The following is a 21078-nucleotide window of genomic DNA, read 5'->3' as shown; positions in this document are numbered from 1 at the left end:
CCCTTCGTCTAGCGATCCCTTGGGCGCGTGGCCGGCACTCCGGCCCGCGTCGGACGTTGACGCGGGCGGCCGGCAGCGTTTCTCGTGTCAGTGCCAGCCCTCGCCGGCCTTCAGCGCCGCCGAGAGGCTGCGCACCGGGCGCGTCACCAGCGGGTCGAGGTCGAAGCGCTTTTCAAGCATCTTGAGGATCGACGTGGTGTCGAAGTCCTCGTGCGCGACGCCCGACTTGTTGAAGCGCTTGGCGATCAGGAGCGCCGGAATGCGGGTGCCCGGGCCCCACTGGTCCGCAGCCTTGGCTTCGGCACCATGGCGGTTGAACGGCGGCGGGGGAACGTGATCCCACTGCCCGCCGAACTCGTCATAGGTGATGACGATCAGCGTGTCCTTGCCATCCGGCCCCTCGACGATCGCCTTGACGAGATCGACGAGATGCTGGCTGCCTTCGGACTCGCTGGTGTAGCCCGGATGCTCGTTTTCCTCGCCGATCGGCTTGATGAAGCTGACCTGCTTCAGCCGGCCGGTCTTCGCCGCCTGGATGAACTCCGCCTCGTCCTTCAGGCGATCTTTGCGGGCCTGCGTTCCGGGCGCGTAGTTGGCGAAGTAGTTGAACGCCTGATGGTGGTACTGGAAATCCACGTCCGGGCAGTTCGGGAACACCGCCGTGGAAACATGGTTCGGGTCGGTGCAGGTCGTACCGTTGCCGTTGGTCCAGCCCGAAGCGCCGACGTCGCCGTTGGCGTTCGACCAGCCGCCCGAATACCAGGCCCAATCGACGCGCTTTGCCGACAGCCGATCGCCGATGTTCGGCGTGTGCAGCGGCGGCAGGCGCTTGATGTCGGCAGTGCCCGGGGAATAGGGCTGATAGAACGGCTGCGTGGTGTTGACCGCGTAGTCGCCGCAGGCGAGGCCCGCCGGCAGGCCGGCCTGATTGCACTTCGCCGTCAGCTGCGCATCCTTCACAGTCGAGAGCGGCGTGTAGAGCGGCGTGCTGGTCGGCATGCCGTTGGCATCGACGATCGAGTGGAAGTCGTTGGCGCTGCCGTCATTCAGGGCACCGACGAACTGGGGCGCCGCGGCGGCGACCAGGAACTGGTGGTTGAGGAACGAACCGCCGAAGGCACCCTGGAAGAAGCTGTCGGCAATGATGTAGTTCGGCGCGCCGTTGCCGTGGAGATAGGTGTAGATGGGTAGCTTCTTGGTGTCGTAATAGCCCATCACCAGACCGGCCGCATCACTGCCGGTCATGTAGCGGTTTTGCCGGCCGCCGTTGAGCTGGTACTGCTCGCTGTAGAAGCGGTGCACGATGTCCGCGGTGCAGCCGCCGGGCGCGCCGGTGCCGTTGAGGAAACCGTGAGCCGCGAAAGCGCCGAGCGGCTTCGGGCAGGTCGTGGCCGAGGTCGGAATGAATTCATTGATCTCGAACGGCTTGTTCTTGAAGGCGCTCAGGATCGCGACCGTGCCCGTGTTGTCGGTGCAGCTCGTCGGTTGCGGCGACGGAGAAGTCAGGTTGACGTCGTTCTGCAGCAGACAAGCATAGACGGTCTGGTTGTCCTGCCGAACCTGCAGGGTGTGCGCCTGATCGGCATAGGATGTGCCGTTGATCCGGTCGCGGCCGACGTCGCCCCAGTGACCGTAGAGGTTATCGAAGCTGTGGTTCTCCTGATAGATGACGACGATGTGCTTGTACTGGTGCACGCCTTCATGGCCACGATCCCGCAGGTCGCGCAGCTCGTCCTTGATCTCGTGCTTGAACTCATCAACGATCTTTTCGACCAAATTCTCTGCGTTTGCTACCGGCGAGATGGCAACGGCGCCAGCAACAACCGCGAGCGCCGGAATGGCTCCCCAAAGCCGCATAGTGCTCTCCTGATTTAGAAAGAAATAGAAATGGAGCTACACGCTATGCAAAACACATTTCGCTGGGATGACTGTTTTTCGACGCGCGCGCAAACGCGCGGAAAGATGCTCGCGCACCAACAGACTTTCATCATGTCAAACGCAGACTGCGTTGCGCTTCGCTGATCGCGCGTCATCAAACCGCAATCAAAATTCGTCTATCCAGTCAGATCGTCATTGATCCTGCCGACAGGAAACTGTCACCTCCGTGACATCTTCCGACGCACGGCAGCGCATATGCATTTGTGACAGGGGCGTTTTCGCGCGATGGCTTGGGATATTCTGGCGTCCGGCTCCGGAAAACATCGTGCGACAGCCGCCGATCGCGGCGTCAGACCGGCACGGGTCGCGTGGCTGGTGCTCGTCGTTGCCCTGCTCCCGTTGCGCGCGACGGCGTTCCCGCTCGGCGGCGACCAGACCGTGCTGCCGGCCGGCACTGAATTTTCCGAGGAGGCGCTGGCGCGGCCGCGCGAACTCTTTCATTCCGAAGCCGTCGGCGGGCGAAAGTCCTTTTTGGTCAATCTCGGCGATCTCGCGTTCAACTCGCCTTCCATCCTGGGCGGCAAGGCGCGTCAGGCCGAGATGAGCTGTGGCACCTGTCACGTCAACGGCGCATCGAACCCGAAACTGTTCGTTCCGGGCGCATCCTCCCGCCCCGGCACCTTCGATACGACCAGCCTTGCCTTCAACGCGAAGACGTTCAACAGCATCCTCGATCCGGTCAGGATTCCGAGCCTGCGCGGCGCCCGCTTCCTCGCCCCCTACGGACATGACGGGCGCATCACCTCGCTGCGCGACTTCGTCTATAATGTCATCGTCAATGAATTTTCCGGTCCGAGGCCGCGCGACGAGGTTCTCGACGGCCTCGTCGCCTATATCAACGATATCGATTTTCTCCCCAATCCGAAGATTGCACCCGGCGGCAGGCTTGCCGCGCAGGCGAGCCTGGCCGAGCGCCGCGGCGAGGCGCTGTTCTTCAAGCCGTTCCCGAAGCAGGCCGAGCTGAGCTGCGCCGGTTGTCATGTTCCGGGTGGTACCTTCAACGACCAGATGCGCCACGACGTCGGATCCGGTGGACTGGTCAAGACCCCGACTTTGCTGAACGCCAACTTCAACGCCCCGTATTTCCACGATGGCCGCTACGACAGCTATGAACAGGTGGTCGATCATTTCGATCGTGTGTTCGACCTCGAACTGTCGACCCAGGACACCCAGGACCTCGTGGCCTATCTGAATGCGGTCGGCGACGGCGAACGCCCGTTCGACAAGGACGGCGTCATGCTCCGGATGAAAGAGGTGCTCGAGCTCTCGAGCGTCCTCGAGGTCGCGATCCCGGCTGCCGACACCGCGGTGGTGTCACTGGCCGTGACCGGGGTCGGGGCCGAACTGCGCGAACTGACCGAGCGCATCCCGGACATCAGGAACACCTCGATCGGTGGCAAGGACGAGCGGCTGGCGGCGCGCGCGATCCTGAAGGACCTCGTTCTCACCCTGCGCCGCATCGATCTCGACATCGCCGCCGGCCGTATCGACGATGCGATGGCCGAATATCGCAACTTTGCGCAGCTGGTGCACTTCGACGTACCCGTCGCCCTGAAAAAGGCCGAACCCTGGTCGCTGTTCAACAGCAACGTGCATCAGTCGCACTACACTGCGCTCGGCCGGATCCTGCCGGTAACAAGCCAGCAGTCGCAGTAACGGACGGCGTGCTCACTCCGAAGCCGGCGGCTCAACCCATGCGTCACTCTGCTGGATCCGACGGATCAGCGCTTGCGGGTCGAACTTGCGCAAGCCTGCGGGGATTTCAAACGTCTGCGCCGGCTGCGGCTCGTCGCGGATGTGATCGGCAGCGATCACCGTCCCATCCGCGGTCTTGATCCGTACCGGAAATCTGCGCGCGCGGTCGATCCAGCCGACAAAGCTCAAACCGGACGGCGCGGCGATTCGAAAGACGTCTGTGTCGTGCCCCGCGATGGTTTCCGTTCCATCGCGCCGGCAGTGCGACGTCGCGAGGTCGATCGGCGCGGACAGCTGCGCCATCGCCAGCCATTGCCGGCAGGGATCATCCGGATCAACCGGAATGAACATCCGGGTGAGCGGGCTCGATTGCCGCGCGTCCATGTAAACCCGTGCCGCCGGACGGACGAAATAGGCTGCGGGCTTGCCCGTATCGATCAGGAAGAAGCCGTCGGGCAGCGCGCTTGTCTCGATCCGTGCTTTTCCGCCCGAGACCCGCAAGGCTCCCATGGCGGTTGCCGTGTCGTCCTTGTTCGCGACGAGGTCGGCGGAAAACTGCTGTGCCGCGGCCGGGATCGCCGTGCCGGCCAGGATGGCAACGGCAAGCAGGCCGGCCGCGACGCTGGCGCTGATCGAGCACGTCTTCTCGTTGCGTTTCATCGCGTGTCTCCGGTCGATCAGGTGGGGACAGAACATGACGGCGCCGACCGAACCATTGGTTCGATCGGCGCCGGCCTCGGATGGAGTCAAAACCTCGCCGTGGGCGAGAGCTTGATCACTCGGTGTAGGACAACGTGACCGGCTTGCTGAAGTCGAACGCGTCGAACATGTCAGACAATGCCGGGCTGTTGGTCGGAACGTACTCGTTGTTCTTCGAGTAGGTCGGGTTCGGCAAGTTGTCGCGGCTGCGGTTCGTGAGCGGCTGGAGAGCCCAGTTGCGCTCGATGAACTTCAGCAGCGAAACGTGGTCGGCGTAGTTGTGGTTGACCTTGCCGCCCGTCGAATAGGGCGAAAGGATCAGGGTCGGAATGCGCGGTCCGTCGCCGAAGAAGTCGATGGACTGCTGGTAGCCGGAGTCCCAATAGCCGCCGGCCTCGTCCCAGGTGATGAAGACCGCGGTTTCAGCCTTCAGCTCCGGATTGTTGTCCAGCGAGTTGAGCACGTTGAGGACATAGGCCTCGAACAGATCAACCTTCGAGCTCTGCGGATGACCGTCGAGCAGGCCGTCCGGCTTGCCGAACGACACCGCAGGCAGCGTGTTGTTCTGGATCGCCGTGATCAGATCGGCAGTGTCCTTCATGTGAGCCTGACGCACGGCCGGGTTGGCCATGATCGAGGTCGCATACTGGAACGGATTGCAGATCTGGCAGTAGGCAACACCGAGCGCGTGCGCCGGATCGGCGACCGCAGCGGCGCTGAGGTTGGGGTTCGACGGATTGGCGGCAACCGCGGCGTTGGAAAGCGCCACGGCGTCGTTGAACGCGCCACCATAGAACGCCCAGGAGACGTTCTTCTCCATGAGCGCATCGCCGATCGTGCGAACCGACGACGGCGGCACGTTGTTACCGCCCGACAGCGCGCCGTTCGGCAGATAACCCGGGTTGACGTTGTTGAGCATGTAGTAGTGGTTGGGCTTGCAGTTCGGCTCCGCCGCGTACGGCAGATTGTTGAGGTAGGTGACGATCGGCTTGACGCCGGGCTGGAAGACATCAGAGCAATTGCTCCAATTGCCATCGACGGTGTAGCGGTTGACCGAACCCGCGACCGGATTCGGATTGGCGATCAGGTTGGCCGGCGGCGTCACCGGATTGCCCTTGCCGTCGCTCCAGAAGGCCGCGTCGCCGGTACCGAGCATGAAGTGGTTCGCGCCGGTGCCGCCATGGAACGACTGGTGGAAGTTGTCGCTCAGGGTGAAGCGGTCGGCCAGCATCTTCAGGACCGGAGCCTGACCCTGCTGGGCGTTGTAGTAGCCCATCGAGTTGGCCATGCTCTTGTTGGACGCCGAATAGGTCGCCATCACGAACGGGAACAGATCGTTCAGGCAGCCCGAATTGTTCTTCTTGGTGGCGTTGGCGGCGCTGCAGTCTTCCTGCTGCCAATCCTGGTAGAAGCGATGCGTCGAGTCGCCGGTGTAGTCGTCGTCGCTGATCTGCTCACCCTGCAACTGGAACGGTCCGTTCAGACCGCCGGCGCCGGGAATGCGGGTATCCAGCACACCGGTCGGCAGGCCGCTGAAGCCGGTGGTGAGGATATCGAGATCGGCCGGGTCCATGTCCTTCTCGACGCTGGCTTCGGCGATCGTCTTGAACGGGGGCGCGGTGTCGCTCTGCGCGGTCGGCGTGCCGGCCGTGTTCGGCTGCGGCATCGGGTTGGTCGCGTTGTAGGGCGACTTCGCGATGGTCGGTGCGCCGATATAGTACAAGGGCTGGCCCACGACCGAGGACTGCTGCGCCTGCGCAAAGTTCGGTCCCGGCGTTCCATCCTCGTTGACGATGCCCTTCGACAACAGGTTGGAGATGGTCTGTCCCTTGCCCTTCGGCTTGTAGATACCAAAGGTGTGATCGAGACCGCGGTTCTCACCGATCAGGATGATGACGTGCTTGATCGGCGACGCGGTCTTCACGCCGTGATCGCCGTCACCATGATGGCCATGGTTCTCATGGTTCGCACGATCGCCCTCTTCGTGCGCCTGGTGATTGCGATGCGGACGCTTGTCCCAATCACTGCGGCCGCCCGGATAGTGAGCAGCATATGCGGCTGTTGCGACGAGCACCGTTGACGCGATGCAGAGCGCGGTGCTGGTTCGCCAGTGCTTTTTGTAATTCAAACTCATTGTCGACCTCAGGGTGTTTGCGGTTAGCAACACACACTGCTTAGTGCGACAATATGACGCATGGTTTTCGCTTACATGAAAGCGCGCAAGAAATTTCGAAACGTTCAAATATTTTCTGAGGAGACATCTGCCGCCGCGGCGGTGCATCTCCACGATTCAACTATGCAACCAATGATCGAAAATTGCTCACGCATCCGCGCCGCAGCGCAGATCGCAAAATCACTTCAATACAACGCAATCAATGCGAAAGGTGCTTGGAGCGCATCACCTGGCGAAGCGCAGCGTAATGTTGGTCATGCACGCCTTGATTGAATAGCGACCACGGCTCGGCGCTGGCCAACAGCGCAGGCACTGCAGCAGCCATCAGATTGCGATAATTCCTGAACTCGGTTGCGGCATCCGCGTTGCGCCCTGCCGCAACCGCCATCTCGATTCGCCGCAGCGTGAGCACGAGCTCCTTGAGGCCGTTGCGCGCAAGTACGCGCTGCTGCTCGCCGCCCGAGACGCTGGTGTTCTTGCGGTCGGGATATTGCTCGGTCAACTCGCGCAACTCGCGGCCGATCGTATCGACCGCCAGCGCGACGATGTCCTTGTCACCGGACGGAATCGCGGTCGCGAGCACCGTCGAGAAATCGTTGATCTCCTTCAGCGTTGCCCCGGCGCCGTCGCGCTCATAGGGCTGAACGCCATCGCCGACTGCCGTGAGATAGGCGACGAGGTCGCCCTTGTCCTGCGCCGAGAGCTCGAGCTGAAAGGTCCGGTCGAAATAATCGACGACCTGGTCGTAATTGTCGAAGCGGCCGTCGTGAAAGTACGGCGCGTTGAAATCGGCATTGCGCAGCGTCGGCGTCTTGAACAGTCCGCCCGAACCGACATCGTGCTGCTGGTGATCGACAAAGCCGGACGACGGAACGTGGCAGCCCGCGCAGCTCAGCGCGGGATCGTGCGGGAACGGCTTTGCGAACAGCACCTCGCCGCGGCGCTCCGCGTCGCTGATCTTGCCGGCCAGCCGTCCGGCGGGACCAAGGCTCGGATTGGGCAGGAAGTCGATGTCGTGAATATACGCCACGATCGCATCGAGCGTTGCCGGCGACGGCTCGGGACCTGCGAACTCGTTGGTGATGACGTTGTGGACGAAGTCGCGCAGCGAGGCGAATCGGCCGTCGGCGCCGTAGGGCGCTAGATAACGGGCGCCGCGCAGGCTCGGGATCCGCACTGGATCGAACGCCAGATTGTTGGCCTTCGGATTGAACAGCGGACCGGTGGTGTCGAACGTGCCGGGCCGGCTCGACATCTTCGGCATGAAGAATTTGGCGTTGTTCGCGCCATTGACGTGGCAGGTGCCGCAGCTCACGCCGGCCTGCCGCGCCACGTCACCGAGCAGCCCGGGCGAATTGAATGCGAGATCGCCGAGATTCACCAGATACGACTTGGCTCCGGTCCGCTCGGACTGGAACACCTCGCGCGGCTTGTCGAGCGCATCCTCGTTCAGTTCGGTCGCGACAGGCAGCACGGTCTTGTCACCGTCGACCGGAAACGCCACCGCACGCCCAAGCAGTGCCAGGGCGATGACACCGGAGAGCAGCGTGGCCAGACGCAGGTGAAGCGATGTCATCGCGCCTGGGCCTCCAGGGTCGGCCGCTGCAGCCCGAGCTTTGCCGAGGCGCTCTGCAGCGCAACCACCAGTTCCTCACTGGTCTGGCGCAGTTCGGCAATGTTGACATGCGGCAGGTCGGGCGTGGCGACAATCGCTTCGAGCTGTTCGATCCGGTTGGTTACCATCTCGTCGAGCTTGCCGTCGACCGTGTTGAGCGCGGCCGAAAAGATCGTGTGGTAGGCGAAGTCGATGCCGGCGATGTTGTTGCGCATGTCGTCCAGCGAGGTGCCGCTGATGCGCGACTCGCCGCCATCCGCCTTGCTCTCTCCGACTTCGTAGGCGAGCCGCACCGTGCCATCCAGAAGGCCCTGCGGCGTCAGCTTGATATCCCTGAGCTTGCCGTGGAGATCGTTCAGATGCTCGACAAGGCCGGTCGCATCGGTGGCAACGTCGGTGCTGGCAGCTCCGAACAGTTTCGCCTCGATGGCGTGGAACCCGCTGTCCGCGTTGGGCCAGGCGTCGATCTGCGCGTCGAGCTCAGGCACGAACCCCGCGGTGAACACCTCCGAGCGCTCCCAGCCGGCGCGCGCCGACAGCCAGGCCTTCTTCGCTCCGGGCAAATCCGCCGCTGCGGCGCGCTCGCGCAGTGCACGCGCGCCTGTCAGCGCACTGGCGACGCCCTCGATCAAATATGGCCGGTAGCGCTCGGCGCCCTCCTCGAGAGCGCCGGCATTCGCGGCGCGCACGCCTGCGAACGCTGCCAGCAAAGCAAGGCACGCCGCCACTTGCATCTTGTGCATAGTCAACCCACTCGTCTGCCACGAAGGGCTCGCGGCATGTAGCGGGGCGAACTATTGTCGGTATCCTATGCGGATTTGTGACAGCGCAGACTTTTTGTCGCATCTTTTCTGCTTCGCGATCGTCGATGACGATCACAATCTCGCAAACTCGTTCGCGCTGCTGCAGACGGATTGAAATTGGACTGTTCAACGCGCGTGAGTTGTTGCAACACAACGTTCGCACCCGTCACACTTGTCCGTCGTCATGCAGATTGATCGCGAAGCTCTCTATTTTATCGGATCTTACGGCGCGCTTTGCATGCTTTGCTGCGCGGTCGCGCTGATCGATCTTCGCCACGGCATCATCCCCAATTGGCTGAACCTTGCGATCGCGGCGCTCGGTCTCGCCAACGTCGTCGTCACCGAAGGCACGATGGCCGCCTTCACCGCCATGGCGATTGCGGTCCTGGTCGGCATCGTGTTCCTTCTACTGCAGCGTCTTTTCTTCGCCTTGCGGCAAGTCGACGGATTGGGACTTGGCGACGTCAAGTTTCTTGCCGCCGCGGCGATCTGGGTCGGCGCGACAGGCATTCCGACCTTGCTGCTGATCGCGGCACTCGCGGCGCTCGGTGTTGCCGGCGGTCTGAAACTCGCCGGTCACGAGATGAAGCGTCAGACCTCGATCCCGTTCGGCCCGTTTCTGGCGCTCGGGCTTCTCGTGACGCCGGCCCTTCAGAGCTGGCTCGCGTTGAACTAGCATCTCGGTCCGACGCGCAATCACATCTGGCGCCGCGCGGCCAAGGGCTTCCTTTCCGTGCTGACCGGAACCAAGCGGACATCGCCGCTCTCGTCGCCACCGGGCTGGGGCAATGTGAGCACGGCCCCCTGATCGTCCTTCTGCATCGTGACTTCGCGTCCATTGATGGACCGCAGCTTCCATCCCTGGAAGTCGTCGCCGATCTTCAGCCGCAGCGCCGTCTTGGTCGACTGATCGAGAAAGATCCCGAAGCTTTCGTCATCTCCCGCGATGGTGCCGACCAGCGACAGCGGCGGTGGCTCGATCGCGACCTTGCGCGGCGGCGGCGGCGCTGGCTTGCTGACCTCCGGTTCCGCAACGACGGCAGGCGGAGGCCGCCGCGACGGCGAGAACACCGGCCGGTCGCGCGTGTTGGACAGCGTCTTGAGCGGGATGCCCCACAACGGATTGGCGCTGAGCGGCCGGGGCGTCGGTGCCGGCGACGGGGCCACCCGGACCGGCGTCACCGGTTCGGACGGCGGCGGTGAACTCAGCACCGGTCCGCCGAGACGGGTATCGTCGAGCATCCCGGCGTCCAATGCATCGCCGGACGAGGCAGGCACCGCAGCCGGCGCCGAATAGGCCGACACCGCCAACAGCACGATGGTCGCAGCGAAGCGTCGCATCATTTGGCTCCTCGCCATTGTCCGGAGACGCCGAGCAGCACGCGCAGCTTGCCGGGATCGGCGCCCTTGGCGGCCTCGTCGGCGACGGGTTGCACGACCAGTTGGTCGATGAACAAAAACGGCATGCCGGCTTCCAGATCGTAGAGCACCTGCTGCAATTGCGCCTGCTCGATCTCGCTGCTCGCGACCATGCTGATGAAGCCGGCCTTGGCCGGCGCGTTCGGAACATCGAGCTGCGTCGACAGCACGTTGCCGCCGGCCTTGATCACCGCACCCGACACCCGTTGCAGCAAGGTGGCGCCGGCCACCGTGACGGTCGCCCCCTCGAGATAGGCCGAGCCGGTCGGCATCGCCGGTTGACCGGGCGCGGCATTCGCCCTGGATCTCCCCTCCAGTTGCTCGAGCATTCCGGCCGCTGCCGCGACATCGCTGCGCAGGCCGATGATGTCGGAGAGTGACGAGATGACGACAAAGAGCAGCAGCACGAACAGGCCGAGATAGCTCGCGGTCGCGACCATTGGCGAGGTGCTGACAGCGGTCAGCGATCGGGATGCTGCGCTCATGAGCCGGACCCAAAATAAGCAGTGATGTTGGCCTCGACATGGAACCGCTCGGCCGATTCATTTGCCGCACGCGTCGTCGGCGCGAAGAACGTCGCGCGGGTGAATTGCGGCGACTGCTCCAGCAACCGGATCAGGGGTGGCGCATCCTGGGTCAGTCCGACCACCTGCACCTTGTTGCCCTCGATGCGAAGCTCCGTCACGTAGGTCGTGTCGGGCAGTACGCGCGAGACCGCTTCCAGGACCATGACGCTCGACGGCGTCGTCTGCTTGCGCTTGGCCAGCAGGCCGAGCCCGGACGAGTCGCCATTGGCATCGAGACGCAGCGCGGCGCGGCGCTGCGCGATCCGGTGTTGCAGATCGTCCTGCTCGGATTGCAGCCACCCGCCGAGATAGATGTTCAGCAGCAGCGAGCCCGCGGCCGCGGCCGCTGTCGAGACCAGGCCGACGCGCAACAGGCGCGGAACCGAAGGCCCGGCAAGGCCGCGCAGCGACTTGTCGAGCAGCGTCACCTGCTGCGCGGCGCCGTCGCCGCCAACCGCCGGCGCGAAGACCGCGACGGAGGCGGCGCCGAGCATCCTCGCCATCCGGATCAACGGATCGACCTTCGCCGCCGCGGTCGCGCCGAACGCGACTTCAATGCGGTCATTGGCGATCGGTTGCGGCGAACTCCAGCCAAACACGGCATCGGCAGCGCTCCATGGTGTCAGCCGGTCGACCTGTGCGCGGATCATGCCGTCGAGGAAGTCGCTTGCCTGGCTCGGGAAATCGAGCACGCGGCTGACGATTTGATCCGATCGCAAACGCACCTCGATGCGGCTGCCGTCGAACGCGGTCTTCCACTCCGCCGGCAGCGGAGGCTGCGGCGCATCGTGATCGAGCCGGAACGAAACCGGCATCGAAGGCGAGCCATCCCTCGAGACCGCGAGGCGGGCAGTGAACGTGCCGTCGCCATTCTCGTCGAGCTCGATGCTGCGCCGGCGCATGAACCTGCCCGCGACGCCGTCGACGGCGGTCGCGACCGCGCCGATCCATTGCTCGAACCATTGCCGTGCTTCGGCAAGCATTGCCATCATCCTCTCTTGCGCAGCAGAACCGGGTTTCGTGGCTCGACATCGTTTTGCCAGGACAACACCCGATAGGGCTCGACCTTGTCGCCGAGCGCGATCACCGCCTCGGACGTGGTACGGTGACCGTTGCGGAAGCGGATCGAGATTGCGATCCGGTAGCACGGGCTCTGCGCCGTCGATGCCGCGCTCTGCTGGCTTGGGGCCTGCGTTCCGGCAGCGATTCCGTTCGGCGAAGCCGGACGCGCCCCGAAGCCGTCCTGGTCCTTCCCCGACACCTTATCGACGGCGAGAGCGACTTCCGGCGCGGCGACGGTCGGATCAACATCCGGACCGCCGTTGAACACCGTCACGAAAGGCAACACGCGATCGACAAACGCTTCGGGGATGCCGGCGACCAGCGCCAGCTCGTTGACATGGGTGAACAGCCCCTGCCGCGGCGAATAGCCAAGCGCGTTGTAGCGCGCCGCCTCCACATTCTCGCTGCCCGGCGCGGGCCGGGTTCGCCAGCCGACGATCCGGTCGGCATATTCGGCGGCGGCGTCCTTGCGGGCACCGAGCACGACGAACAGGCCGATCAGCATCTCCTTCGATGCATAATTCAGATCAAGGCGGCCGGCCTCCGACGTGAAGGTGACATCGACGCTGGCATCGTCGAGACCGAAATGAAACGTCCCCTGCTGCGGCCTCGTCTTGTCGTCCGTCAGCGTCAGCTGATAGGCGGTGAGCTCAACCCCGGCCGACACCAGCGCCTCGGTCTGCAACGACAGATCGCTGGCCGCCAGCGCGCGCGCCGACGCGGCCAGATAGGCCGAGAAGATGATCGCCAGCGACGACAGCGCCAGCAGGATCCAGAGCACCGCAACGATGACGAAACCGCGATTGGCCGGCGATCGGCCGATCTTGCCGGACGCGCCCATCACGTCTTCCCCTGATCGGTGGCACTGCCGGAACTCTGCTTGTCGCCGCAATTGCCGTCCGGCTTGGTGCAGTCGCTCGGAATCTGGACATGGACCGGCGCGATGGTCGAAACCGACAGGACGCGCTGGCTCGCCGCATCGCGCACGGTCAGCCGGATCATCGCCGGCAGTCTGTCCGCGTCCCTCCAGGCGCTCTTCCAGGCCCGGTCAGCACCGGCATAGGCGAACGACAGCCGGTAGGGCGCGCGCAGCAGCACCACCGGGCTGCCGAGATGGACCTGCTCCGACAGCGACACCCCGTCCGCCAGCGGCGTGAACCGCGTCTGCGTGCGAACCGTGACGAACTCGCCGCGATCGCGCGTCTCGCCAAGGCGCACCACGTCGAGCCCCGGCCCGGCATTCGGTCCCACCGACGTGCGCACGAACATCAGCGACAATTCCGATCCGTCGAACAGCGGCTTGTGGCTGTCGCGGTTGGCGGCAACGAACTCGGCGGCAGCAAGATCGGCGCCGATCCGCTCCAGTGCGATCCCGATCAATTCGCTGCGCTGGATCCGGTCGAGCCCTCTGTTCCAGCTCGGCAGCCACTGCGCCGTGATGCTGGCGAGCGCCGATAGCAACAGCCCCATCAGCGCCAGCGCGACGATGGTCTCGATCAGCGTGAAGCCGCGCTCGCCCGTTCGCTGGTCTGCCCATGCCCGGGTCATTCCAACGACCTCGGCATCAGGCGCACGGTGCGAATGTCGGACAGCGCACCGCCCGGAGATTTGACGCGAATCCGCACCAGCTCCGGAGCCCAGGGCACATTGCCCTCGGGCACTTTCCAGTCGCCACCGAGCGGACTGACATCAATCGTCCAGCGGTAGCCCTCCGCCTGCCCCGTCGAGGTGCCCGACTGCAATTCCGCGCGGGGCGGGATGCCGACCGTCATCAAGGTGCGCACCGCCTGCATCAGCGCCACGTGCTGCTCCAGCGCCCGCACGCCGCGCGTCTTGACGCCCATGACGGCGCCGATCGCAACGATCGAGACGGCCACCAGCGCCAGCGCCACCAGCACCTCGATGATGGTGAACCCCGCATCAGTGCGGTTAGTTGGCGGCGACGTCGCGAGCAACGGTTTCAACCCTTCCGGTAAGCCAGTTGACGCGGACCTCATATCCCGCATCGAGCCGCGTCAGCGCGATGGAGCCGCCGCAGGAACCGCCATTGGCGAAGAAGCGGATCGTCGACAGTGCGGCGCGGCGCTGACAGCTCTGCGGCAGCACGGCATCGAACCGCACGTCTTCGGGGATCCGCACCGTCATGCGCGACGCGCCGGAGTGGATCACCCGGCTCGGCGCATCGACCAGCGTCGCAACACTGGTGCTGCGCTCGATGGCGGCATTCCGATCGGCCTTCAGCAGCGTCGCGGTCTGCAATGCATAGGCCTGCAGGCGCGATCGCGAGGTCTGGTGCGGAATGAACGGAAGCAGCACGGCCGCCAGCAGCGCGATGATGGCGAGCACGCACACCATCTCGAGCAGGGTGAAACCGCGCTGCGTCGCGTCACTCATGCTTGCGATGCATCCTTACTGGTCGTTGTTGTTGGCGGCGGTGGTCTTCTCGAGCGAGATATCGGCCGAGGTGCCGCTGCCGCCCTCCTGACCATCGGAGCCGTAGGAGACGATGTCATAGGGTCCGTGCTCGCCGGGCGAGCGATAGAGATAGGGGTGGTTCCAGGGATCGTTCGGCACGTTGCCGCCCTTCAGATACGGGCCGTTCCAGGCCGCGACCCCCGGCGTGCGCCGCACCAGCGCGGCAAGCCCCTCAGCCGTGGACGGGAAGCGCCCGGCGTCGAGATAGAACAGGTCGAGCGCGCTAGAGAAGCTCTGCAACTGAATGCGCGCGGTCTTGACCTTGGATTCGCTGAGATAGTTGAGCACGCGCGGGCCGATCAGCCCCATGATCAGGCCGATGATCGCGATCACCACCAGCATCTCGACCAGCGTGAAGCCCTCCTGCCCCGAACGCCTCTGGCTTTGCAACGGCGTGCGAGCGCGCTCCGCTCGCGTGGCGAATGCCCTTATGATGGTGTTGCGCGATATCATGGCCGATGACCCCTGCTCTAACCGACTAACTGCGTGACCGAGAGCAGCGCCGTCATGACCGACACGATCAACCCACCGACGACGGTGCTGATCGTGATGATCGCGAGCGGACCGACGATGCCGACGACCCGGTCCAGGCTGCGCTGCAATTTTGCTTCGTAGAATTCCGCGACCCGCCCGGCCAGCACCGGCAGCTGCCCGGTCTCTTCACCGAGCCGCAGCATGCGAACCGCCATCGGCGGCAGGCTGTCCGCCACGGCGAGTGCTTCCGATAATTTGCCGCCATGGCGGACGCGGTCGGCGGCGGCGGTCCAGTTCGCCTCGCTTCCGGTTACTGACATGATGTCGACCAGGATGCGCAGCGCGGCGGTGAGGTTGACGCCGCTGCCGAGCAGGACGCCGAGATTGCGGCAGAACAGGCTGGCCCGATAGAACTGGAAGGCGCTGCTGATGCCCGGCACACGCGAGATGGCGTTGACCAGCGCGGCGCGGACGCGCGCCTGCCGCAGCAGCCACCATGCGAGCGCAATGGTGGCCGCGCTGATCAGGCTCGCCGCAGTGGCATTGGCGCGCAGGAAATCCGACACTGCGATGAAGCTCGCGAGCGCCGTGTCCGACTTGCCGCCGAAATCGCCGAGCACGGTCGAGAATTGCGGCAGCACGAACAGCAGGAAGAACAGCATCACGCCCGATGCCGCGACCAGCACGAAGGCCGGATATTGCATGGCGTCGGTCAGCTTTCGCCGCATCTGCTCGGAACGCGCGCGCTCGGTGCCCAGCATCTCCAGCACGGAATCGAGCGTGCCGGAGATTTCTCCCACCCGGACCAGGGCGATGTACATCGGCTGGAACAGGGTTGGATGATCGGCGACCGCATCGGCAAAGCTCTCGCCGGTGAGCAGCGCGGCGCGAATCTTCGCCACCACCGGACGCATCCGGCCCACGTCCGCGTCGCCCGACAGCAGCTCCAAGGCATCGTCGAGCCGCGCACCGGCCTTGAGCAGCAGTGCGAGATCACGCGTGAACGTGGTGACCTCGGCCGCGCTCGGCCCGCCGAACAGGCTGCGGCCACCGGCGGCGCCGGATGCGCGCTTGTCCTCGGTGGTTTCGATCGGCAGCAGCTTGAGATATTCGATCCGCCGCGCCACCTCGGCCGCCGTCGGGGCGGAGATCGTGCCGTTCACGATCTCGCCGGCCTGGGTCAGAGCGCGATAGCGATAATTCGGCACGGCGTCACCGCACCGTCGCGACGCGGAGGATCTCGGCGGGCGAGGTCAATCCGGCGCGGCATTTCGCGACCCCGTCGTCGAGCATCGTGGTCATGCCCGAGCGGATCGCCATCGTATCGATCTTCAGCCCGTCGGTTCGCTCCCCGATCAGTTCGCGCAGTTCATTGGACAGTTCGAGCAGCTCGAACACGCCGAGGCGGCCGCGATAGCCGGTCCCGCCGCAGCGCTCGCAGCCACATGGCTCCTGAATGATTTCGTCGGCCTTGAAGCCGAGCGCGGCGAGCCGGGGGTCCTCGGCGAAATCAGCTGTTGCAAGCGGCCGCGCCGTCTTGCAGCGCTCGCAGAGTTGCCGGACCAGACGCTGCGCGATCACGCCGCGCAGCACCGAACGCAACAGATAGCCTTCGACCCCGAGGTCGAGCAGACGCGGCACCGCGGCAGCCGCGGTCTCGGTGTGCAAGGTCGTGAGCACCAGATGCCCGGTCAGCGCCGCATGAACCGCGACATGCGCGGTCTCGGAATCTCTGACTTCGCCGACCATGATCACATCCGGGTCCTGGCGAACGAACGACCGCAGCGCGGTGGCGAAGGTCAGGCCGATCGCGGGCTTGATTTGGGACTGGTTGACGCCGGGAAGCTCGTATTCGACCGGATCCTCGATGGTCAGTATCTTGCGGCTCGGCTCATTGAGGATCGACAGGATCGTCGCCAGCGTCGTGGTCTTGCCGCTGCCGGTCGGCCCCGTGATCACGACCATGCCGTGCGGCAGCTTCAAGAGCCGCCGCAGCTTGGCTTCGTCGGGCTCCGAGAACCCGAGCTTTTCGACCACCAGCAGGCCGCGATCCTTGGGCAGGATACGGATGACACAGGATTCGCCGTGTTGCGTCGGCATGATCGCGACGCGGATATCGATGTCGGTGCGACCGGCCCGCAGCCGCGCCGCGCCGTCCTGCGGCAGGCGGCGCTCGGCGATATTGAGATTGGCGATGATCTTGATGCGGGAGACCACCGCCTGGGGCAGCACGCCCGACAGCGCGGCGACCGGCCGGAGCAGACCATCGATCCGTAAGCGCACCATGAGCCCGCCGGAAAACGGCTCGATATGGATGTCGCTGGCGCGAAGCTCGACCGCCTTCTCGATGAGATCGTTGACTGCGCGCACCACCGGCGCGCCGCTGGCGAGATCGCGCAGGCTCTCGATGTCGTCTTCGCGGGGCAGCGCCGCGGCGCTATCGGCGGCCTCGGCCTCCTCGGCGCTGGAAGAGTTGTTCAGCGCGATGGCGACGTCTTCCGACGATGCCACCTTCACATGGATGCCGGTGCCAAGCACGATCTGTGCCGCCCGCAGCGTCGCCTGATCGGTCGGGTCGACGACCGCGAGCACCGTGGTCCCGTCGGCCGCCCGGCACGGATAGACCATGGTCTCGCGCAGGAAGCGCGGCGAGAACGCCCCGACCAGCGGCTCGGCCGACGTCATCTCCTGGAGCGTCAGGCGGCCGAACGCAAAGAAGCGCGCCGCTTCGTCGGCGAATTCGGTCGGGGAGAGGCTGGTGATCTCCCACAGCTTCAATTGCCTGACGTCGGCGCCCTGCCCGGTCCGCTCAGCCGGTCCATCGCTCGGCGCCAGGTGATTGTTCTGACGCAGATAATCCACGAACCGAACGGACAGGTCGTTGGCCATTCTCGATATCCCGCCACACTATCCCGGATCAGTTCGTGCCAAGTGCCGCTGCGTGCCGTCGCGTCCGGCTCCCGGCAATTGTGCGGTTATCGATCCGAAGTGTGACAGCTGTGCGAAGTCACATCATTCGTCCCGCTCAAGAAACTTTGAGGGTGGCATCGCGGACACAAGCAGCGCGCCGGCTGCACAGTTTAGGTGCGATGCGATGGGCAGGTCGCGAACGACAATCATGTAACCAATTTATTTCTGTCATGTTCGATCGCTAAGAGTCCCTCCGGGGTAGGACCGATCGTCGCAAGCAATCGAAATATCAGTTAGTCAAAGCGAAGGGCCTTCATGCAACGCGTAGGCACAGTGGGCCGCTGCCCGACGATCCGTGGCGGCCTCGCAGCCATTTTTGCCTTGACGTCATTGGGGCTGTTGGCGTCCTGCAATTCCGCGACGGTCGGCGAGAGCGTGGACGCATCCCAACTCGACGTCACCGACAAGGTGCGCTCGCTGGACCTGGCGCAGCGCCAGCCGCAACCGGTGAACGCACTGGCGACGACGGGCGGCAGCCAGAGCGGCAGCGTCCGCGCGGCGATGTATGACGGAAGCGAAGTGACGGCGGTCGCGGAAGCGCGGCCGCAACCGGCGTCGAACGGCAACGGCTTCGATCTGAATTTCGAGAGCACGCCGGTGGCGACCGTCGCCAAGGTAGTGCTCGGCGACATCCTGCATGTCGGCTACACCATCGACCCGCGGGTGCAGGGCACGGTCAGCCTGGTCTCGGTCCGTCCGGTGCCGAAGTCCGACATGGTCTTCGTGCTTGAAAACGCACTCCGCCTGAGCGGCGTCGTGCTGCTCAAGGATACGGCAGGCTATCGCCTGACGCCGCTCGGCGACGCCGTCGGCGGCGGCCGCGTCGATGCCGCGGCGGCCAATCCGGAACCCGGATTCGGCATCTCGGTGGTCCCCCTGCAATATGTGTCGGCGCAGACCCTCATGAAGCTGACCGACGGCTTCGCCACCAGGGCCGGCGCGATCCGCGCCGACACGACGCGCAATCTGCTGCTGATCCAGGGCACCGGCGCCGAGCGCCGCACCGCGGTCGATACCGTGCTCAGCTTCGACGTCGACTGGATGCGCGGCCAATCCGTCGGCATCTTCCCGATCTCGAGCGGCTCGCCCGCGCCTGTCATTGCCGAGCTGGAGAAGATCGTCGATTCCGGCGAGAACGGCCTCAGCCAGAATGTCATCAAGTTCATGCCGATCGCGCGCCTGAACGCGATTTTGGTGGTGACCAAGAAGCCCGACATGCTGCACACGGCCGCGACCTGGATCAAGCGCCTCGACCGCAACGACACGGCGCGCACCTCGGTCCATGTCTACCGCGTCAAATACGGCGATGCGCGCCAGATTGCGCGGGTCCTGACCGACATGTTCCTTGGCGGATCGTCCGGCAACCTGCTCGACAGTGCCGACAGCCAGCTCGCGCCCGGCTCCGGCACCTCGTCGACCTCAAGCGTCGCCGACCGTCTGTCGCTCAACAACAACAACGGCGCGAATTCAGGCATGAGCGGCTTCGCATCCCGCGGCACGTCGGGGACAGGCGCAACAGGCCTGGGCCAGGGATTCGGCGCCGGCGGGCAAGCGAACAATCCCAACAATCCGGGCCAGGGCAACAATGCCGCGCTGGATGCCGGACGCGGTGCCGGCGGCGGCAACGGGCAGCCCGTCATGCAGGACGTCCGCATCACGCCCGATGTCGTGAACAACAATCTCCTGATCTATGCCGACCAGGCCAACTACCGCATCATCGAGTCGACCCTGCTGCAGATCGACGAGCCGCAGCTCCAGGTCGCGATCGACGCGACGATCGCCGAGGTCACGCTCAACAACACCTTGTCCTATGGCGTGCAGACCTATCTCACCAGCCAGAACCTCGGCCTGAAGCCGAACACCGGCTCGATCCTCGGAACCCAGGCCACTTCCGCGCCCGCGACCACCACGGACGCAACCACCGGCGCGGTCTCGGTCGCGGGATCGCTCACCAATGCCTTCATCAACCAGAGCTTCCCGGGCTTCAACTTCCTGATCGGAAATGCAACGCAGCCGAGCCTGATCCTGGATGCGCTGCACGCCGTCACCAGCGTCAAGGTGCTGTCCAATCCCTCACTGGTGGTGATCAACAACCAGGTCGCGACCCTGCAGGTCGGCGACGTCGTCCCGGTCTCGACCGGCAGCGCGACGGTGCTGACCACGAGCAACACGGTGGTCAACACCATCGACTATCGCAACACCGGCATCATCCTGAAGGTCTCGCCACGCGTCAGCGTGAACGGCACCGTGCGGCTCGACGTCGAGCAGGAGATCAGTAATGTTCCCCAAAGCAGCGGCAGCACGGTCAACCTGACGCCGACGGTCTCGGAACGACGGGTCAAGAGCCAGATCTCGGTGGCCAACGGTCAGACCGTGCTGCTGGCCGGCCTGATCAGCGAACAGCAGAGCGGTGCCCGCAACGCGCTTCCGGTGCTCGACCAGATTCCGGGCCTCGGTGACGCCTTCGGACATCAGAGCAACGGCACCCAGCGTACCGAGCTGATCATCTTCATCCGTCCGCAGATCATCCGCAACGGCTCCGACGCCCAGACCGTGGCCGAGGAGCTTCGATCGAAATTGCGCGGCAGCATCGCCACGACATCGACCAATGCGCCGATCACCACCAGCTATCACTGAGCCGGGCAGCAGGATGCACCGCGTTCTCGCACAACGGACGGGCCTCTCGGCTTCGCTTGCGATCGCGCTTTGGGCGATGACCGCCTCTGTCGCGAGCGCCGACAGCGTCGCGCGCGGATCGGCCGCCTTCCATCGCGGCGACTATGTCCGGGCGGCTCGGGAGCTCGCGCCGGCCGCCGAGCGCGGCAATGCGCGCGCCCTCGGCATGCTCGGCTTCTTGTATGAGCACGGCTTCGGCGTGCCGCAGGCCTACGCAGCCGCCGCCGACTGCTACTATCGCGGCGCCGTGCAGGGCGACCCGTTCGCGCAGGCCCAGCTCGGCCTGATGTACGACAAGGGTCACGGCGTTCCGACGGATTTCGTGCTGGCCTACAAATGGCTCAATCTGGCCGCGGCCCGCTCGAACGGGCGGCAGCGCGATGCCTATCTCCGGTTTCGCGATGCGGTCGCATCCAAGCTTTCGACCTATGAGATCATTGCCGGACAGCGGTTCGCACTGGAATGGGCACCCGATCGGCCGGCGCCGGACGTGCACCTGACCGTCAAGTAATC

19 protein-coding genes are annotated in these 21078 nt (G+C 64.8%); 4 read left to right on the top strand and 15 right to left on the bottom strand.

The window, feature by feature from the left end; translation table 11 throughout:
- Positions 1-87: 87 nt before the first annotated feature.
- A complete protein-coding gene (locus ACVIYL_RS13585) occupies positions 88-1857 on the bottom strand; it encodes an alkaline phosphatase family protein (RefSeq protein ID WP_253606596.1) in 1770 nt (589 codons plus the stop codon).
- 306 nt (positions 1858-2163) lie between these two features.
- On the opposite strand from ACVIYL_RS13585, the gene ACVIYL_RS13580 reads away from it, so the two are divergent.
- Positions 2164-3594 (top strand): cytochrome c peroxidase, encoded by a 1431-nt coding sequence (locus ACVIYL_RS13580; RefSeq protein ID WP_456778817.1) that lies wholly within the window; start codon positions 2164-2166, stop codon positions 3592-3594.
- A 12-nt stretch (positions 3595-3606) separates the two neighbouring features.
- Here the strand turns inward: ACVIYL_RS13580 and ACVIYL_RS13575 are convergent, their stop codons facing one another.
- From ACVIYL_RS13575 to ACVIYL_RS13560, 4 genes are all read right to left on the bottom strand, one after another.
- Positions 3607-4293: a hypothetical protein gene (locus ACVIYL_RS13575; protein ID WP_456778816.1), complete on the bottom strand. Its 687-nt coding sequence runs from the start codon at positions 4291-4293 to the stop codon at positions 3607-3609.
- Positions 4294-4408: 115 nt separating this feature from the next.
- Positions 4409-6460 carry an alkaline phosphatase family protein gene (locus ACVIYL_RS13570; protein ID WP_456781818.1) on the bottom strand — a complete coding sequence of 684 codons (2052 nt, stop codon included), beginning with the start codon at positions 6458-6460 and terminating at the stop codon, positions 4409-4411.
- 244 nt (positions 6461-6704) lie between these two features.
- Positions 6705-8081: a cytochrome c peroxidase gene (locus ACVIYL_RS13565; RefSeq protein WP_456778815.1), complete on the bottom strand. Its 1377-nt coding sequence runs from the start codon at positions 8079-8081 to the stop codon at positions 6705-6707.
- Entirely contained in the window at positions 8078-8863 is a 786-nt protein-coding gene (locus ACVIYL_RS13560; RefSeq protein ID WP_456778814.1) for an EfeM/EfeO family lipoprotein, read from the bottom strand. Before ACVIYL_RS13560 ends, ACVIYL_RS13565 begins: the two co-directional genes overlap by 4 nt.
- 298 nt (positions 8864-9161) lie before the next feature.
- Between ACVIYL_RS13560 and ACVIYL_RS13555 the strand changes: the two genes are divergently transcribed.
- Complete coding sequence (locus ACVIYL_RS13555) at positions 9162-9599, top strand: prepilin peptidase (protein ID WP_456778813.1); 438 nt, start codon at positions 9162-9164, stop codon at positions 9597-9599.
- 20 nt (positions 9600-9619) lie between these two features.
- On the opposite strand, the gene ACVIYL_RS13550 is transcribed toward ACVIYL_RS13555, so the two are convergent.
- The 10 genes from ACVIYL_RS13550 to ACVIYL_RS13505 are packed head-to-tail and all read right to left on the bottom strand — an operon-like array spanning position 9620 to position 17808.
- Positions 9620-10264 (bottom strand): hypothetical protein, encoded by a 645-nt coding sequence (locus ACVIYL_RS13550; protein ID WP_456778812.1) that lies wholly within the window; start codon positions 10262-10264, stop codon positions 9620-9622.
- A complete protein-coding gene (gspM, locus tag ACVIYL_RS13545; protein ID WP_456778811.1) occupies positions 10264-10827 on the bottom strand; it encodes a type II secretion system protein GspM in 564 nt (187 codons plus the stop codon). The genes ACVIYL_RS13550 and gspM overlap by 1 nt, the downstream gene beginning before the upstream one ends.
- Positions 10824-11897, bottom strand: coding sequence for a PilN domain-containing protein (locus ACVIYL_RS13540; protein WP_456778810.1), 1074 nt, complete (start codon positions 11895-11897; stop codon positions 10824-10826). The genes gspM and ACVIYL_RS13540 overlap by 4 nt, the downstream gene beginning before the upstream one ends.
- Complete coding sequence (locus tag ACVIYL_RS13535; protein WP_456778809.1) at positions 11897-12811, bottom strand: general secretion pathway protein GspK; 915 nt, start codon at positions 12809-12811, stop codon at positions 11897-11899. The genes ACVIYL_RS13540 and ACVIYL_RS13535 overlap by 1 nt, the downstream gene beginning before the upstream one ends.
- Entirely contained in the window at positions 12811-13518 is a 708-nt protein-coding gene (locus ACVIYL_RS13530; protein WP_456778808.1) for a PulJ/GspJ family protein, read from the bottom strand. Before ACVIYL_RS13530 ends, ACVIYL_RS13535 begins: the two co-directional genes overlap by 1 nt.
- Positions 13515-13925 carry a prepilin-type N-terminal cleavage/methylation domain-containing protein gene (locus ACVIYL_RS13525; RefSeq protein WP_456778807.1) on the bottom strand — a complete coding sequence of 137 codons (411 nt, stop codon included), beginning with the start codon at positions 13923-13925 and terminating at the stop codon, positions 13515-13517. The genes ACVIYL_RS13530 and ACVIYL_RS13525 overlap by 4 nt, the downstream gene beginning before the upstream one ends.
- A complete protein-coding gene (locus ACVIYL_RS13520) occupies positions 13900-14364 on the bottom strand; it encodes a pilus assembly FimT family protein (RefSeq protein ID WP_456778806.1) in 465 nt (154 codons plus the stop codon). The genes ACVIYL_RS13525 and ACVIYL_RS13520 overlap by 26 nt, the downstream gene beginning before the upstream one ends.
- A gap of 15 nt (positions 14365-14379) precedes the next feature.
- Positions 14380-14898, bottom strand: coding sequence for a type II secretion system major pseudopilin GspG (gspG, locus tag ACVIYL_RS13515; RefSeq protein WP_456778805.1), 519 nt, complete (start codon positions 14896-14898; stop codon positions 14380-14382).
- Positions 14899-14915: 17 nt separating this feature from the next.
- Entirely contained in the window at positions 14916-16127 is a 1212-nt protein-coding gene (locus tag ACVIYL_RS13510; protein ID WP_028340295.1) for a type II secretion system F family protein, read from the bottom strand.
- Between the two features lie 4 nt (positions 16128-16131).
- Entirely contained in the window at positions 16132-17808 is a 1677-nt protein-coding gene (locus ACVIYL_RS13505; protein WP_456778804.1) for a GspE/PulE family protein, read from the bottom strand.
- Positions 17809-18144: 336 nt separating this feature from the next.
- On the opposite strand from ACVIYL_RS13505, the gene gspD reads away from it, so the two are divergent.
- Both gspD and ACVIYL_RS13495 read left to right on the top strand, forming a co-directional pair.
- The gene (gene gspD / locus ACVIYL_RS13500) at positions 18145-20526 is read left to right on the top strand and encodes a type II secretion system secretin GspD (protein ID WP_456778803.1); all 2382 of its coding nucleotides are present in this window, start codon (positions 18145-18147) and stop codon (positions 20524-20526) included.
- 76 nt (positions 20527-20602) lie between these two features.
- A complete protein-coding gene (locus ACVIYL_RS13495; RefSeq protein WP_028340292.1) occupies positions 20603-21076 on the top strand; it encodes a tetratricopeptide repeat protein in 474 nt (157 codons plus the stop codon).
- Positions 21077-21078: the final 2 nt, after the last annotated feature.

Source organism: Bradyrhizobium sp. USDA 3315, from assembly GCF_054056795.1.
The sequence above is the reverse complement of the archived record's forward strand: the minus strand, read 5'-3'. Positions and strand labels throughout refer to the sequence as shown.